We start from the raw sequence: 15,944 nt of genomic DNA on the forward strand, positions 1-15,944 counted from the left end.
CATGCGCGGCAATCCCGAATCAGCCGGGACAGGAGGAAACCCATGGCCATCGCCGCCACCAGCGGTGACAATCCCCGGAGCCTGTTCGCAACGCCTGCGATCGTCGCCGATCGCCGTGCCGACGGCAGCATTCTCGTGAGGTCGACCACGCCGCTTAAGCGAAGCGCGCGCTGTATCGGCGACTGGCTGGAGCACTGGGCGCGACAGGCGCCGGACCGCATCTTTCTCGCCGATCGCACAAGCGTCGATGCGCCGTGGTCGACAGTCACCTACAAGGACGCGTTGAGGCAGGTGCGCGGAACTGCGGCGTGGATCCTCGCGCAAGATTTGAGCGCCGAGCGTCCGCTCGTCATCCTCTCCGACAACAGTGTCGAGCACGCGCTGTTCGCACTCGCCGCCCAGCATGTCGGCGTGCCCTCAGCCGCGATCTCGCCGGCCTATTCGCTGATGTCCAGGGATTTTGACAAGCTCAAGAGCATGATCAGGCTGCTCGGGCCCGGCGCCATCTATGTTTCCGCCACCAAGCCATTTGCTGCGGCGCTGGCCGCGATCAAGCCGCTGCACACAGCGACCATCGTCAGCAGCAATACCGATGATGACGAGGCGATCTCTTTTCGTGTTATCGCGACCACGCCGGAAACAGGCGATGTCGAAAAAGCATTTGCCGCGATCACGCCCGACACCATTGCAAAGTTTCTGTTCACCTCGGGATCAACAGGCACGCCAAAGGCTGTCATCAACACCCAGCGCATGTTGACGTCGAGCCAGCAGGCGAAGGCGCAGACCTGGACCTTCCTCGAAGACATCGGCGACAAGCTCGTGATCCTTGATTGGCTGCCGTGGAGCCATACCTTCGGCGCCAACCACAATTTCAACATGGTGCTGCGCAACGGCGGCACGCTCTATGTCGACGGCGGCAAACCGGCGCCGGGCCTGTTCGCGACTTCGCTCGCCAATCTGCGCAGCGTGATGCCCACGGTTTATTTCAACGTGCCGCGCGGGTTTGACATGTTGATATCAGCACTGCGCAGCGATGAGGAATTGCGCAAGAAGTTTTTCAGCGAGGTGAAGTTCGCCTTCTACGCCGGCGCGGCGCTGCCGCAGAATCTCTGGGATGCGCTGGAAGAGCTCTCGATCAAAACCGTCGGCCGCGCGCTGCCGATGGTGTCGGCCTGGGGCTCGACCGAGACGTCGCCGCTCGCCACCGACTGCCATTTTCAGGCGAAACGCTCCGGCAATATCGGCGTGCCGATCCCGGGGACCGAGCTAAAGCTGGTGCCGTCGGGCGACAAGCTGGAGGTGCGCGTGCGCGGCCCAAACGTCACGCCTGGCTATTGGAAGGCGCCGGAACTGACGGCGCAGGCTTTCGATGCCGAAGGCTTCTATGTGATCGGCGATGCCGTAACCTTCGCCGATCCTGATCGTCCCGAACTCGGGCTGTTCTTCGACGGTCGTGTTGCCGAGGATTTCAAGCTCAATTCCGGCACCTGGGTCAGCGTCGGCACCCTGCGCGTCGCCGGGATCGCGGCGCTCGCGCCGCTGGCACAGGATATCGTGGTCACCGGTCATGGCGGCGATGAGGTTCGCTTTCTCGTGTTCCCGAACATCGCGGCCTGCCGTGCCCATGCCGGCCTGCCTGACAATGCCGAGGTGAAGGACGTCATCGGCCACGATAAGGTTCGCAGCGCCATCGCGCACGGCCTTGCGAAATTGAAGGCGCAGAGCGGCAACTCTTCGGGGCACGCTACCCGCGCGCTGCTGTTGGCGGAGCCTGCTTCGGTCGATGGCGGCGAGATCACCGACAAGGGCTACATCAACCAGCGGGCGGTGCTAACGCGGCGCGCCGGTGCGGTGGCGACTCTGGATGACGATTCATCATCCGAATGGATCGGCTGCGCCGACTAGCCTTACTGCGCATCTTAAGCCCCTCATGGTGAGGAGCGCCAACGGGTCCGCGCGTAGCGCGGCCCGATGACAGGCTCCGCGCGTCTCGAACCATGAGGCCCCGCCCGTGGCCAACATCCTTCGAGGCGCCCGCTCTGCGGACTCCTCAGGATGAGGAGGTTGAGCGGCTATGACGCAGCAGAACCAGGACGCGCACCGCGCTTCAAATGCCGCTCTTGTGCGCCTCGACCAGTCGCGCCAGCATCTGGAGAAAGGCTGCCTGTTCGGATTTGCTGAGCGCCGAGAGCGTCCGTGCGTTAAAACTCTCGCCGAGCCGGCTGGCCTCGTCGGCGCGCCGCTCGCCCGCCGCGCTGAGGCTGAGCTCCACCGCCCGGCGGTCCCGCGCCGATCGCTTGCGTTTGAGGATTCCGCTCTCTTCCATCCGGGAGAGGATCTTGACCAGATTGGGCAGCTGCATTTTCAGGACGGCGGCAAGCTCGCTCTGCGTCACCGTCTTGTTGTCGCGCACCGCGACGAGGATGGCGTATTCCAGCGGCGAAAGTTTCAGCGATTCGAAAAAGGGATAGAACGCCTCGAAATTCTGCAGCTGCAGGATGCGGATCATGAATCCCGGGGTCTGCTGCAGCGCAGAGAGGTCGAGCTCCCGCTCCCCATCCCGCTCGGCCGCCTTCGTTGCGCCGTTGCCCCTGCGTGTCGAAACTTTGCCGATTCTACCCATGGGCAATAGCTCGCACGTCATCACGTGAATTGACAATCCTCAAAATACTTATAAATTATAACTAATCAGAAGTGGTCGCGAAGGCCCGCTTTTTCATGCAGGAGGGAACGCATGCGACAGTTTTTTCGCATAGGAATGCTTGCGGCCGCGCTCTGCGGCTTGATTGCTGGCGCGGCGAACGCCCAGGACCGCGTCCGGATCGGCGTGCTCAACGACCAGTCGGGCGTGTTTTCGACCTACCAGGGCGTAGGCTCCGTCATCGCCGCGCAGATGGCAGTTGAAGATTACGGCGGCAAGGCCGCGGGCAAGCCCGTCGACGTCATCACCGCCGATCACCAGAACAAGACCGATGTCGGGGTGGGCATCGCGCGGCGCTGGTACGACACCGAAAATATCGACGCTATCTTCGACCTGCCGAATTCGGCGATCGCGCTCGCAGTGGCCGCGATGAGCGAGCAGAAGAACAAGGTCTTCATCGGTTCGGGCGCAGGCACCGCGCTGCTGACAGGTGAGAAATGCACGCCGAATACCGTGCACTGGACCTACGACACCTACGCCTACGGCCGCGGCCTCGGCAAAGCCGTGGTCGCGCAAGGCGGCAAGAAATGGTTCTTCCTGACTGCCGATTACGCTTTCGGCCATGATCTGGAGAAGCAGGCCGCCGAAGGCGTCAAGGCATCCGGCGGGGAAGTGCTTGGCGCCGTGCGCCATCCGCTCGGCACCGCCGACTACGCCTCGTTCCTGCTGCAGGCGCAGGCCTCGGGCGCCGACATCGTTGGCGTAGCAAATGCGGGCGACGACACCATCACCTCGATCAAGCAGGCGGCAGAGTTCGGACTGACGCGGAAGCAGAAACTGGTCGGCCTGATCCTCGGCATGAACGGCATTCCCGCGCTGGGCCTGAAGGCTGCGCAGGGCGCGCAGATCATGAATCCCTTCTACTGGGATTTGAACGACGGCACGCGCGCCTTCGCCAAGCGGTTTGCCGAACGTCATCCGCAGAAGAATTATCCGAACGACATGCAGGCCGGCGTCTACGCCTCCGTGCTGCATTACCTCAAGGCCGTCGACAAAGTCGGCGGGGCGGCCGACGGCAAGGCCGTGGTCGCGGCGATGAAGGCGATGCCGACCGACGATGCGCTGTTCGGCAAGGGCACGATCCGCAGCGACGGACGCAAGATCCACCCGCTCTACCTGCTCGAGGTGAAGAAGCCGGACGAGTCCACGTCGAAATGGGATTTGCTCAAGGTGATCGCCACGATCCCCGGAGATCAGGCGTTCCGTCCCGAGAGCGAAGGCAACTGTCCGCTGGTCAAAAAGTGATCTGATCCGCGGGCGGCCTAACGGACGCGCGCGGAACACCTTTGGCGAGTCTCGCTATTTATGTTGCCAAGGCAACTAATTTGTGCGAGCCTATTTTGGAGCAAACGGCCGATCAAAGAGCACGGAGAGTGCCTGGCGCCGTACAAGGGAGAAACGGATGTCCGGAGGATCGGATCGTCGCGACGCGTTGCGCCGTCGCACGGGTGTCGGCTCTGCGGCGCATCTACGCGCCGTGGTCGCTGCCTGCCGTTCAGGTCCGATCGTCGATTTCACCCGCGCCCTTCACAGCATCGAGATTGCCGTGCACCCGCAAGAGCAGCGCGATCAGCGTCTCGCGTTCCGGCTTGCTCAGGCAGGACAGCAGGCGACGCTCGCGTTCGAGCGCGACCGCGATGACCTGGTCATGGGTGGCATATCCCTTTGCCGTCAGCGAGATCGAATGGGTGCGTCCGTCCTCCCGGTCGGCGCGGATGTTGACCAGCCCGCGCTCCTCCATCGCCGCCAGGGTCCGGCTGACCGGACCCTTGTCGAAGCCGATCACGTGGCAGATGCGGGCCGCGGAAATTTCCGGCTCGATCGCGAGCAGCGACAGGATCCGCCATTCCGTGACGTTGACCCCGAAACGCTTCTGATAGACCACGGTCGCGCTGCGCGACAATTTGTTCGCGATGAACGTGATGAGCGCCGGGACATAACGGTCGAGGTCGAGCACCTGTTCGGCGCGTCCGCTCCTGCCTGCCGTGCCCGCGCGCGGGGCGCGCGCCTGTCTGTTCCTGCTCATGCTCTTCCGAAGCCGCTCCAGCTTCCAAGACATAGAGACAGCACATACCGCTCTGCAAGAACATTATGCAGGAGACCCACATGAGCGCGACAGAGAAAGCAGCGCCGGCCGGCGTCCCAAGCCTGGACGTCGATCCATTCTCGACCGAGTTCTTCGAGGATCCGCACGCGATCCACGACGTTCTCCGCGAGGCCGGCCCGGTGGTCTGGCTCGACAAATGGGGCGTCTACGGTGTGGCGCGCTATGCCGAGGTGCACGCCGTTCTCAACGATCCCCTGACGTTCTGTTCGAGCCGCGGCGTCGGCTTAAGCGATTTCGCCAAGGAAAAGCCGTGGCGGCCGCAAAGCATCATCCTCGAGGCAGACCCGCCGGCGCATACCCGCACGCGCGCGGTGCTGAACCAGGTGCTGTCGGCAACCGCCATGAAGCCGCTCCGCGGTCATTTCACCGCATTGGCCGAAGCCAAGGTCGATGAGCTACTCTCGCGCGGCAGCTTTGATGCCATCACCGAACTTGCGGAAGCCTATCCCCTGTCAGTCTTCCCCGATGCGCTCGGACTGAAGCAGGAAGGGCGCGAGCATCTCTTGCCTTATGCGAGCTTGGTGTTCAACGCGTTCGGTCCGCCGAACCAGCTGCGCCAGGAGGCGATCGAGCGCTCGGCGCCGCATCAGGCCTATGTCGCCGAACAATGCCAGCGCGAGAACCTGGCCCCCGGCGGCTTCGGCGCCTGCATCCATGCCCGCGCCGATGCCGGCGATATCACCCATGAGGAGGCGCCGCTGCTGGTGCGTTCGTTGCTGTCGGCCGGACTCGACACCACCGTCTATGGCATCGGCGCAGCCGTCTATAGTCTGGCGCGCTTTCCCGAGCAGCTGGCAAAGCTGCGCAGCGATCCCACGCTGGCACGCAACGCATTCGAAGAAGCGATCCGCTTCGAAAGCCCGGTGCAGACCTTCTTCCGCACCACCACGCGCGAGGTCGAACTCGGCGGCCATACCATCGGCGAGGACGAAAAAATCCTGATGTTCCTAGGCGCCGCCAATCGCGATCCGCGCCGCTGGGAAAACCCTGATCGTTACGACATCACTCGTCGCACATCGGGCCATGTCGGCTTTGGCTCGGGCATTCACATGTGCGTCGGCCAGCTCGTTGCGCGCCTCGAAGGCGAAGTGATGCTGGCAGCGATCGCACGCAAGGTTGGCAGCATCGAGATCACCGGCCCCGTGAAGCGCCGCTACAACAACACGCTACGCGGCCTTGAAAGCCTCCCGATCACCATTTCTCCGGCCTGACGGACGCTCCATGCCAAGCATCACCTTCATCCATCCCGACAGCCGCCGTCAGCAGATCGAGGCGGGCGATGGCGAAAGCGCGATGCAGGCCGCGACACGCAATGATGTCAGCGGAATCCTGGCCGAATGCGGCGGCAACGCCATGTGCGCGACCTGCCATGTCTATGTCGACGAGGACTGGCTCTCTCGCCTGCCGCCGATGGGCGACGACGAGGACGCGCTGCTGGACGGCGCGGCCGCCGAGCGGCGGGCCAACAGCCGGCTGTCCTGCCAGATCAAGCTCGATGCCGATCTCGATGGTTTGGTTCTCAATTTGCCGGACCGGCAACTATAGCGGCGCCGCCGGCCCATATCGCAAACCCGGCGAAGTTCGGGAACGCTCAATCAACATTTGGAGGAGAAAAACGATGCGGGATTTCGGATTTGGTCTGGCGCTTGCCTTGTCTTTTGCAATGTGCAGTGCGGCGTATGCGCAGATATCAGATAATGTCGTGCGTATCGGCGTGCTCAATGACATCTCCGGCATCTTCCAGGACACCAACGGCATGGGTTCGGTGGAGGCCGCGCGCATGGCGGCGGAAGATTTCAATGGCGGCGGCAAGGGCATCAAGGTCGAGATCGTCTACGCCGATCACCAGAACAAGGCCGACGTGGGATCTGCGATCGTGCGCAAATGGCTCGATGTCGACGGCGTCGATGCCGTGGTCGATGTGCCGAATTCCGCTGTCGGCCTCACTATCAATTCGCTGCTGCGCGACAGCCGCATGACGTTTCTAGCGTCATCGACCGCGAGTTCCGATCTGACCGGCAAGGCCTGCTCGCCCAACACCATCCAGTGGGTCAACGACGCCTGGGCGACCGGCAACTCGACGGCCGCGGCGATGATGGCGCGCGGCGGCAAGGAGTGGTTCTTCATCACGGTGAATTTCGCGCTCGGCCAGGGCATCGAGGCCGAAGCCACCAACTACATCGAAAAACACGGCGGCAAGGTGCTGGGCTCAGCGAAACACCCGCTCAACACGCCGGATTTTGCTTCGCTGCTGCTGCAGGCGCAGAATTCCAAGGCCAAGGTGATCGGGCTCGCCAATGCCGGCGGCGACACCGTCAATGCGGTGAAGCAGGCGGCCGAGTTCGGGCTTCAGCAGAGCGGCCAAACCATGGTGGCGTTCCTGCTGTTCATCAACGACATCCACGGCATGGGGCTGAAGGTGGGGCAGGGCCTGCAATTGTTCGAGGCGTTCTACTGGGACATGGACGACGATACCCGCGCCTTTGCCAAGCGCTTCGGCGCGCGTCCCGGCATGAACGGCAAGATGCCGAGCGGCAACCAGGCTGGCGTCTATGCCTCCACGCTCGCTTATCTCAATGCGGTGGCGGCGACCGGCAGCGATCACGCCAAGGACGCCGTGCCGCAGATGAAGAAGTTCAAGGGCAAGGACAAATTGTTCGGCGACGTGACCATCCGCCAGGACGGCCGCGTCATCCACCCGATGTACCTGTTCGAGGTGAAGAAGCCGGAAGAGTCGAAATATCCCTACGACTACTACAAGCTGGTCTCCACCATTCCCGCCGACCAGGCCTTCCGCCCTCTCGCCGAAGGCGGCTGCTCGCTGGTGAAATGACGCCGCTGTCCTCCCTCTCCCGCTTGCGGGGGAGGGTCGGGGTGGGGGTGCCGCCGCATAGCGGATATCGAATGTCGGCCAATTCAGCCCGAATTGATTTCGATTGACGTCCGCACAGCGTGAACCATTGTAAGCTCAACGACGAGCCGCGCGGTAGCGGAGGAAACAATGCAACGTCTCAGATTCGTGTCGATCCAGCTAGCGTCGCTGGCGCTTGCGATTTCGCTTTCTACCGCCAATGCGATGGCCGCGAAGATGACCGGCGATCCGGCAGCGACATGCCGCGGCCTGGTCGGAGAGGCCGACAATGCGGTCAAGATCGATTCCGCAGCGATCGTCGCGCCTTCGCCGCTCGCGGTCGCCGAGAAAGGACCGACTCCGGCGGCACGCGTCACTCCGGCCAATCCTGAATTCTGCAAGGTGCTCGGCCACATCGCGCCATCAGATCCCAGTGCGCCGCCGATCAAGTTCCAGGTCAACCTGCCGCTCGAATGGAACGGCCGCTCGCTGCAATATGGCGGCGGCGGCTTCAACGGCGTGCTGATCACCGGGCTTACCCTGCCGCCGGCCTATCCGTTCGGCGCGCCATCGCCGTTGGCGCGCGGCTTCGTTACCTACGGCACGGATTCCGGCCACGAGACGAAACCGGGCGAGCCGCCGCAGGCTTTTGCGCTCAACGACGAGGCGTTCGAGAATTTCGCCCATCGCTCCTATAAGCGCGTGCGCGATGCCGCTGTCGCCCTGATGGTGCGCGCCTACGGCAATCCGCCGGCAAAGCTCTACTTCATGGGATCATCGGAAGGCGGCCGCGAGGCGCTGACGATGGCGCAACGCTATCCCGATGATTTTGACGGCCTCTTCGCCCGCGTGCCCGTCATCAACTGGGTCGGTTTGCAGCATGCCGGCACGCGGTCGGGGCTCGTCACGATGGGCGAAGGCTGGATACGCCCGGCGCAGGTCGATCTTGTCGCCAACGCGGTTCTCAAGGCCTGCGACAAGGCAGATGGCGCCGAAGATATGCTGGTTCTGGATCCGGTTGGCTGCAAGGCGAAATTCCAGGTGGAAGAGCTGCGCTGCGCGGCGGGCCAGAGTGGCGACCAATGCCTGACTGGGGCGCAAATCACAGCGATCAAGACGCTGCATTCGACCTACAAATTCTCCTTCCCGCTGGAGAATGGTCTTGATGACTATCCGGGCTGGGGCGTCTCGGGCGAAAACATCCCGGCGTTCGGTCCGACCGGCGGCTGGAACGCCTGGTGGCTTGGCAAGGCGGCGCCGGTGCAGCCGCCAGCCCCGAGCAACGGCATCGCCTGGATCTATGGCGCGGGCGGCATTCAGTATGTCTTTGCGCGCAACCCGAAGCTCGATGTCACGACCTACAAGCCTGACGACCACAAGGAGCGGTTGCTTCAGGTGTCGCGGTTGATGGATTCGACTAACCCGGACCTGAGCCGCTTTGCCGCGCGCGGCGGCAAGCTCGTCATTCTCGAGAACATGGCGGACTACGCCCAGAGCCCCTACGCGGGCATCCGCTATTTCGAAAACGTGCAGCGCAAGCTCGGCAAGGAGACGACGGCGGAGTTCGCCCGCCTCTACATCGCGCCCGGCGTCGATCACGTCGGCTCCGGCGCGCCCGCCAATGTTGACATGCTGACGGTGCTCGTTGACTGGGTCGAGAACGGCAGGGCGCCGGGTGATCTCGAAGTCATCGAGCAGCGGCTCGACACGCCAGCGTTCGAGACGACGCGCTCGCTGCCATTGTGCCAGTGGCCGGCATGGCCGCATTACAAATCGGGACCGGTCGATCGCGCCGCGAGTTTTGCCTGCGCGCCGTGAGCAAACCTAGTCGTACTGCGTGACAAGCTCCTCATGGTGAGGAGCGCCAACGGGTCCGCGCGCAGCGCGGCCCGATGACAGGCGCCGCGCGTCTCGAACCACGAGGCCCCGTCCGTCTGTGGCCTACATCCTTCGAGACGCCCGCTTTGCGGGCTCCTCAGGATGAGGTTGAACAGATCATGATGCAGCATGATCTAACCCGTCACCTTGCTGGACCCTTGCGTGATCAGCCGCGCGGCGCGCTGGTCGCGGGCGTGAATCCATAGCCAGCTGAGGGCGACGCTGAGCCGGTTGCGCAGGCCGATCAGGAAGTAGATGTGGGCGATGCCCCAGATCCACCAGGCGAGATTGCCGCGCAGCTTCATCCAGCCGAAATCGATCACCGCCTTGCGCTTGCCGATCTGCGCGAGGCTGCCGGCGTGCTTGTACTTGAACGGCGGCAGCGTGCTGCCGTTCAGACGCGCCTTGATCAGCGCCGCCACATAGCGTCCCTGCTGCTTGGCCGCCGGTGCGATGCCCGGCACTGGATTGCCGTCGGGGCCGGCGATCGTCACGGTATCGCCAATTGCAAACACATCGGGATGGCCGGGTACGGTCAGATCAGGCTCGACCTTCAGGCGGTAGGCGCGGTCGGCCGGCGCATTCAGCCATTCCGCTGCGCGCGAGGCACGCACGCCGGCGGCCCAGACGATGGTTCGCGCCTCCAGCTTTTTGCCGCCAAAGACCACGCCATCGATGGCGCATTCGGTGACGGGCTGGCCCAGCACCACCTCGACGCCGAGCTCTTCCAGCGCGCGCTGCGCATAAGTGGAAAGATCTTCCGGAAATCCTGCGAGCACCCGCGGGCCGGCCTCGACCAGGACGACGCGCGTCTTGTGGGTGTCGATATTGCGGAAGTCCGGCGGCAGCGTGTCCTGGGCGAGGTCGGCGATGGTGCCGGCCATTTCGACGCCGGTCGGGCCGGCGCCGATGATGACGAAGGTCAGTAGCGCGGCGCGCTTGACAGGATCGGTCTCGCGCTCGGCGCGCTCGAAGGCAACGAGGATGCGCCGCCGCAGCGTGGTGGCGTCTTCCAGCGTTTTCAGGCCGGGCGCAAACGGCTCCCATTCGTCGTGGCCGAAATAGGCGTGGCGGGCGCCGGTAGCGAGCACCAGCGTGTCGTAGGCGATGGTCTCGCCGTCTTCGAGCCGCACGCGCTTTTCTGCGGCATCAACGCCGTTCACATTGGCGAACAGCGTCGTGGCCTCCTTGCGGTGGCGCAGAAGATAGCGGATTGGCCAGGCGATTTCCGAGGTCGCCAGCGAAGCGGTCGCGACCTGATAGAGCAGCGGCTGAAACAGATGGTGGTTCCTGCGGTCGATCAGGGTGATCCTGACCGGCGCACCGGCGAGCCCAAAGGCCGTTTCCAGCCCGCCGAAACCGGCGCCGACGATCACCACGTGATGAGGCTGTTTCGGCGCTGTCGTCATGTGATGCGACCCCGGTTTCAGATGTCTCAACGCACTGAGTATGTAGCCATTCGCGCCCAGCGGTCCAAGGCACCTTTGCCAATCGGGCAATAACGAAAGCCTATCGGAACCTCGAAAAGATTCTTCGCTGTCCCGCATCCTTTGGCTCGTTCCAAACGTCCTTGGGATCGAAGCGCGCCGCCTTTGCGGCCACCACCTAGGAGATCGCCATGCGACGGACCGTGATAAGATACAAGACAAGGCCGGAAATGGCCGACAGGAACGCTGAACTGGTCGAAAGCGTGTTTGCCGAACTGAAAGCCGCACAACCGGAAGGCCTCCGCTATCTGTCGCTGCGACTGGAGGACGACACCTTTATCCATTTCGTCGAGACCGCAGCCGACGACGGCGCGAGCGCCTTGCCGAAGCTTTCGGCATTCGCAGCGTTCCAGAACGGCATTCGGGAGCGTTGCGCCGAGCCGCCGCTCGCCAAAGGCGCGACCGTCGTCGGCAATTATCGCATGCTGCGCGAAAGCTGAATTCGCCGGAGACAGAATGACAGTGGTGCCCGAGACCTCAGACGCCGCGGACATCGAACGCCTTCTGATAGCGATGCGGCCAAGATTGCATCGCTATTGCGCGCGCATGGTCGGCTCGGTCATCGATGGCGAGGACGTGCTGCAGGACGCGCTAATCAAGGCGGTGGAGGCGCATGCCTCCGCCGGCACTATCGGCAATCCCGAAGGCTGGCTGTTCCGCATCGCGCACAACACCGCACTGGATTTCCTGCGCCGGCGCAGCCGCCTGGAAACGCTTCAAGGCGATGCGGAGGTGGACATGATCGTTGACCAGCTCGATGCCGTGGAAAGCCGCCAGATCGCCGCCACTACCTTGCGCACCTTCATGCGCCTGCCGGTGGCGCAGCGTGCAAGCGTGATCCTGATGGATGTGCTTGGATGCTCGCTCAAGGAAATCTGCGAGGTCATGGATTGCAGCCTGCCCGCGGCCAAAGCCTTCCTGCATCGCGGCCGCGCGCAACTGCGCGAAATCGCCGCTGAACCGGACGATGCGCCGCAAGCCAGATTATCGGATGCCGATCGCGCAAGGCTCGGCGCCTATGTCGCCCATTTCAACGCGCGCGATTTCGACGCGATCCGCGCCATGATTGCCGACGACATCCGGCTCGACCTCGTCAACAAGACGCGCATGCGCGGCAAGGCCGAGGTGTCCCGCTATTTCGGCAACTACGCCAGCGTCAGCGACTGGCATCTGGTGCCCGGCCTGGTGGAGGGGCGTCCCGCCATCCTGGTGTTCGATCCGAACGAGCGTGGATCAGGCCCAAAATATTTCATGTTGCTGGATTGGTCGGCCGGCCAGGTTACAGTCATCAGGGATTTCCGGCACGCGGCCTACGTCATTGACGGCGCTGACTATCTGATCTGACCTTACTCGAGCGAACCCGCCCTAAGCCGCTCACGGACCCGCTCGGCCACCTGAAACTGCGACAATCGTTGCCCCAGCAACCGGCACTATAGTTCTTGCCATCCCCGCCATCCGCGAATTATGGTGCAGGTGGGTTAAGCATGCGCCGAAGGTCCAAAGCCGGATCAACGGGTTCTTGCTTGCCGCTGACCGGCGACTTCGCGCACAAAATACCTCAGTGATAATGAGGCGCGCGAGGAAAGCGCCGGTCGCCCGGGTGACCCGGGTTGTTTCGATAACGAGGAGGGGAGTGATTATGAAAAAGGCATTCTGGCTGGCAGGCGCGATGGTTCTGGCGCTGGCGCAGCCCGCATCCGCTGGCGATACCATCAAGATCGGCTTTGTCTCGACCTTCAGCGGCCCGACCGCTGTGATCGGCAACGACATGCGCAATTCTTTCGAACTGGCGCTCGACCATCTCGGCCGCAAGATGGCCGGCAAGCCTGTCGAGGTGATCTACGAGGACGATGGCCAGAAGCCCGACGTCGGCAAGCAGAAGACCGAGAAGCTGATCCAGTCCGACAAGGTCGACTTCATTGTCGGCTACATCTGGTCGAACGTGCTGCTGGCGTCGCTGAAGACCGCGGTCGATTCCAAAACCTTCCTGATCACGGCCAATGCCGGCCCCTCCCAGCTCGCCGGCGAACTCTGCTCGCCTTACGTTTTCTCGACCTCGTGGCAGAACGACCAGACCCCGCAGGCGGTCGGCACCTACATGAACCAGAAGGGCGTGAAATCAGTGTTCCTGATCGGCCCGAACTATGCCGCCGGCAAGGACATGCTGGCCGGCGTTAAGAGTACCTTCAAGGGCCAGGTCGTGGGCGAGGAATATACGGTGTGGCCGAGCCAGCTCGACTTCTCCGCCGAGCTCACCAAGGCCAAGAACTCCAAGGCCGAGTCGATCTTCGTGTTCTATCCGGGCGCGGCCGGCGTCCAGTTCCTTAATCAGTATGCGCAGGCCGGACTCAAGGGACAGATCCCGCTCTATACCGCCTTCACCATCGACGAATTGACGCTGCCGCTGCAGAAAGAGAATGCGCTCGGCATTCCCGGCGCGCAGCAATGGGTCAATGATCTGCCGTTCCCGGAGAACAAGAAGTTCGTCGAGGACTATCGCAAGAAGTACACCGGCCTGCGGCCGACCTTCTACGGCGCGCAGTCCTATGACGCCGCGAACCTGATCAACAGCGCGGTGGTTGCCGTGAAGGGCGATACCTCGAAGAAGGACGAGATGAAGGCCGAGATGGAGAAGGCCAACTTCAAGTCCGTGCGCGGGCCGTTCAAATACGGCAACAACCACATTCCGATCCAGAATTTTTATCTGCAGGACGTGGTCAAGGACGCCGACGGCCAGCTCTCGCTGAAGACGGTGGCGACCATCGTCGAGAACGACCAGGATCGCTACCACGACAAATGTCCGATGAAGAAGTGATTGTTGGCATGGCCGGTGCATGATCGCCGGAGCGCGTCCTCGGGCTTGACCCGGAGGCGGTTTGCGACAGATCATCCGCCCAACAAGAAAAATGGCGGCGGCGCAGATGTGCTGCCGCTGTTTTGTTGGAGCATGATCCGGAAAAGTGGGCACCGGTTTTCCGATGAGATCATGCTCAAATCATAAAGATAGAGCGGGATGACGAGTCATCACGCTCTAGGCCCAGAGTTTTAAGGTTCATGCTCGTCCTCATTGAACAATCGCTGAACGGGCTGCAGTTCGGCCTGCTGCTGTTCCTGCTGGCGGCCGGCTTGACGCTGGTGTTCGGCATCATGGACTTCGTCAATCTGGCGCACGGCTCGCTCTACATGATGGGCGCCTATTTCGCCGCCACCTTCGTCGCCTGGACCAACAGCTTTGTGCTGGGCATTCTGATGGCGTTGGGCGCCACGCTGCTGCTCGGCATTGCGCTCGAATTCATAGCACTGAGACATCTTTACGGCCGCGACCATCTCGATCAGGTGCTCGCGACCTTTGGCCTGATCCTGTTCTTCAACGACGCGGTGCGGCTGATCTGGGGCCCGGCCGGCCTGTCGCTGCCGCTGCCGGCCTGGCTGACTGTGCCGGTGCAGATCGTGCCCGGCGTGTTCTACCCGGCCTACCGGCTTTCGATCATCGTGGTCGCTCTGGCGGTCGCCGCCATGCTTTATTTCGTCGTGATGCGCACCCGCATCGGTATGCTGATCCGCGCAGGCGCCTCCAATCGCGAAATGATCGGCGCGCTCGGCATCAACATCAAGCTGCTGTTCACACTGGTGTTCGGGTTAGGGGCCGCGCTCGCCGGCCTGGCCGGGCTGATGCAGGCGCCGATTCTTACGGTGCAGATCGGCATGGGCGAGAACATCCTGATTCTCGCCTTCGTCATCATCGTGATCGGTGGCATCGGCTCGATCCGCGGTGCGTTCATGGCCGCGATCTTCGTCGGCATGATCGATACGCTCGGCCGCGCCTTCCTGCCTGATCTCCTGCGCACCGTGCTGAGCTCCGCCGCTGCTTCCACCGCCGCGCCGGCACTATCGTCCATGCTGATCTATCTCCTGATGGCCATCGTGCTGGTGGTTCGGCCGGAGGGGCTGTTTCCGGCTTCCAAGCGATGAAATCTCCACTCAACGCCCGCAACCTCATCGTGGCGCTCGTCGCGCTTGGCCTCTTGTTGCTGCCGGCTTATTCGGCGGTGACCGGCAACATCTTCATCCTGACGCTGTTCACCCGCATCGTCATCTTCGCGCTCGCCGCCGCCAGCCTCAATCTCATCATGGGCTATGGCGGCATGATGAGCTTTGGCCATGCCGCCTATCTCGGCATCGGCGGCTATGCGGTCGGCATCCTCGCCTATGAAGGCGTCGGCTCCGGCTTCATCCAGTGGCCGGTCGCGCTCATCGTCTCGGCGCTCTATGCGCTCGTCATCGGCGCGCTGTCGCTCCGAACCCGCGGCGTCTATTTCATCATGATCACGCTGGCCTTTGCGCAGATGGCCTATTACATCGCCTCGGGCCTCTCGCGCTATGGCGGCGACGACGGCCTCACCATCTACAAGCGTAGTGATTTCGGCGGCATCATCGACCTCTCGAATCGCGTGCAGTTCTATTACCTCTGCCTCGCCTGCCTGTTCGGCGGCGTCTACCTGATCTGGCGCATCGTCAACTCGCGCTTCGGCATGGTGGTGCAGGGCGTGCGCTCCAACGAGCAGCGCATGCAGGCGATCGGATTTCACGCCAATCGTTACAAACTGGTCTGCTTCGTCATCTCGGGCACCATCTGCGGCCTCGCCGGCGCGCTGCTTGCCAACAACACCGATTTTATCAGCCCGGCGACGATGTATTGGACACGCTCGGGCGATCTCATGGTGATGGTGATCCTCGGCGGCATGGGCTCGCTGTTCGGGCCTGTGATCGGCACCATCGTGTTCCTGGTGCTGGAAGAGGTATTATCGCAATTCACCGAATACTGGGCCCTGATCATGGGCCCGCTGTTGCTGCTGATCGTGCTGTTCGCGCGCGGCGGCATCATGGGCGTGCTCGGGAGGTTTAGCCGTGGCTAATTCT

General features: G+C 62.9%; 14 protein-coding genes. 11 read left to right on the plus strand and 3 right to left on the minus strand.

From position 1 onward, the window contains the following. Positions 1–42: 42 nt before the first annotated feature. Positions 43–1,905 (plus strand): feruloyl-CoA synthase, encoded by a 1,863-nt coding sequence (locus J6524_RS34120; RefSeq protein ID WP_225678289.1) that lies wholly within the window; start codon positions 43–45, stop codon positions 1,903–1,905. A 202-nt stretch (positions 1,906–2,107) separates the two neighbouring features. Here the strand turns inward: J6524_RS34120 and J6524_RS34125 are convergent, their stop codons facing one another. Then, positions 2,108–2,623: a MarR family winged helix-turn-helix transcriptional regulator gene (locus J6524_RS34125; protein WP_225678290.1), complete on the minus strand. Its 516-nt coding sequence runs from the start codon at positions 2,621–2,623 to the stop codon at positions 2,108–2,110. 111 nt (positions 2,624–2,734) lie between these two features. Here J6524_RS34125 and J6524_RS34130 point away from each other — a divergent pair, with 111 nt between their 5' ends. Beyond that, on the plus strand, positions 2,735–3,946 hold the full coding sequence (locus tag J6524_RS34130) for an ABC transporter substrate-binding protein (protein ID WP_225678291.1): 1,212 nt from the start codon (positions 2,735–2,737) through the stop codon (positions 3,944–3,946). A gap of 250 nt (positions 3,947–4,196) precedes the next feature. Here the strand turns inward: J6524_RS34130 and J6524_RS34135 are convergent, their stop codons facing one another. Then, positions 4,197–4,727, minus strand: coding sequence for a MarR family winged helix-turn-helix transcriptional regulator (locus J6524_RS34135; RefSeq protein WP_225678292.1), 531 nt, complete (start codon positions 4,725–4,727; stop codon positions 4,197–4,199). 80 nt (positions 4,728–4,807) lie between these two features. On the opposite strand from J6524_RS34135, the gene J6524_RS34140 reads away from it, so the two are divergent. From J6524_RS34140 to J6524_RS34155, 4 genes are all read left to right on the plus strand, one after another. Next, a complete protein-coding gene (locus tag J6524_RS34140; RefSeq protein WP_225678293.1) occupies positions 4,808–6,019 on the plus strand; it encodes a cytochrome P450 in 1,212 nt (403 codons plus the stop codon). Between the two features lie 10 nt (positions 6,020–6,029). Further along, the gene (locus J6524_RS34145) at positions 6,030–6,353 is read left to right on the plus strand and encodes a 2Fe-2S iron-sulfur cluster-binding protein (protein WP_225678294.1); all 324 of its coding nucleotides are present in this window, start codon (positions 6,030–6,032) and stop codon (positions 6,351–6,353) included. A gap of 73 nt (positions 6,354–6,426) precedes the next feature. Continuing rightward, positions 6,427–7,641, plus strand: coding sequence for an ABC transporter substrate-binding protein (locus tag J6524_RS34150; protein ID WP_225678295.1), 1,215 nt, complete (start codon positions 6,427–6,429; stop codon positions 7,639–7,641). 243 nt (positions 7,642–7,884) lie between these two features. Next, the gene (locus tag J6524_RS34155; RefSeq protein ID WP_225678319.1) at positions 7,885–9,477 is read left to right on the plus strand and encodes a tannase/feruloyl esterase family alpha/beta hydrolase; all 1,593 of its coding nucleotides are present in this window, start codon (positions 7,885–7,887) and stop codon (positions 9,475–9,477) included. A 194-nt stretch (positions 9,478–9,671) separates the two neighbouring features. Here J6524_RS34155 and J6524_RS34160 read toward each other — a convergent pair whose 3' ends face one another. Beyond that, on the minus strand, positions 9,672–10,946 hold the full coding sequence (locus J6524_RS34160; protein WP_225678296.1) for an NAD(P)/FAD-dependent oxidoreductase: 1,275 nt from the start codon (positions 10,944–10,946) through the stop codon (positions 9,672–9,674). A 209-nt stretch (positions 10,947–11,155) separates the two neighbouring features. Between J6524_RS34160 and J6524_RS34165 the strand changes: the two genes are divergently transcribed. The 5 genes from J6524_RS34165 to J6524_RS34185 all read left to right on the plus strand — a co-directional run bounded on the left by J6524_RS34165 (position 11,156) and on the right by J6524_RS34185 (position 15,940). Further along, entirely contained in the window at positions 11,156–11,464 is a 309-nt protein-coding gene (locus tag J6524_RS34165; RefSeq protein ID WP_225678297.1) for a hypothetical protein, read from the plus strand. A 16-nt stretch (positions 11,465–11,480) separates the two neighbouring features. Continuing rightward, positions 11,481–12,368 (plus strand): sigma-70 family RNA polymerase sigma factor, encoded by an 888-nt coding sequence (locus J6524_RS34170; protein WP_225678298.1) that lies wholly within the window; start codon positions 11,481–11,483, stop codon positions 12,366–12,368. 295 nt (positions 12,369–12,663) lie between these two features. After that, positions 12,664–13,839 (plus strand): ABC transporter substrate-binding protein, encoded by a 1,176-nt coding sequence (locus J6524_RS34175; protein WP_225678299.1) that lies wholly within the window; start codon positions 12,664–12,666, stop codon positions 13,837–13,839. A 239-nt stretch (positions 13,840–14,078) separates the two neighbouring features. After that, positions 14,079–14,996 carry a branched-chain amino acid ABC transporter permease gene (locus tag J6524_RS34180; protein ID WP_225678300.1) on the plus strand — a complete coding sequence of 306 codons (918 nt, stop codon included), beginning with the start codon at positions 14,079–14,081 and terminating at the stop codon, positions 14,994–14,996. After that, positions 14,993–15,940 (plus strand): branched-chain amino acid ABC transporter permease, encoded by a 948-nt coding sequence (locus J6524_RS34185; RefSeq protein WP_225678301.1) that lies wholly within the window; start codon positions 14,993–14,995, stop codon positions 15,938–15,940. Before J6524_RS34180 ends, J6524_RS34185 begins: the two co-directional genes overlap by 4 nt. Positions 15,941–15,944 lie beyond the last annotated feature (4 nt).

The organism is Bradyrhizobium hereditatis (genome assembly GCF_020329435.1).
Lineage (GTDB): Bacteria > Pseudomonadota > Alphaproteobacteria > Rhizobiales > Xanthobacteraceae > Bradyrhizobium > Bradyrhizobium hereditatis.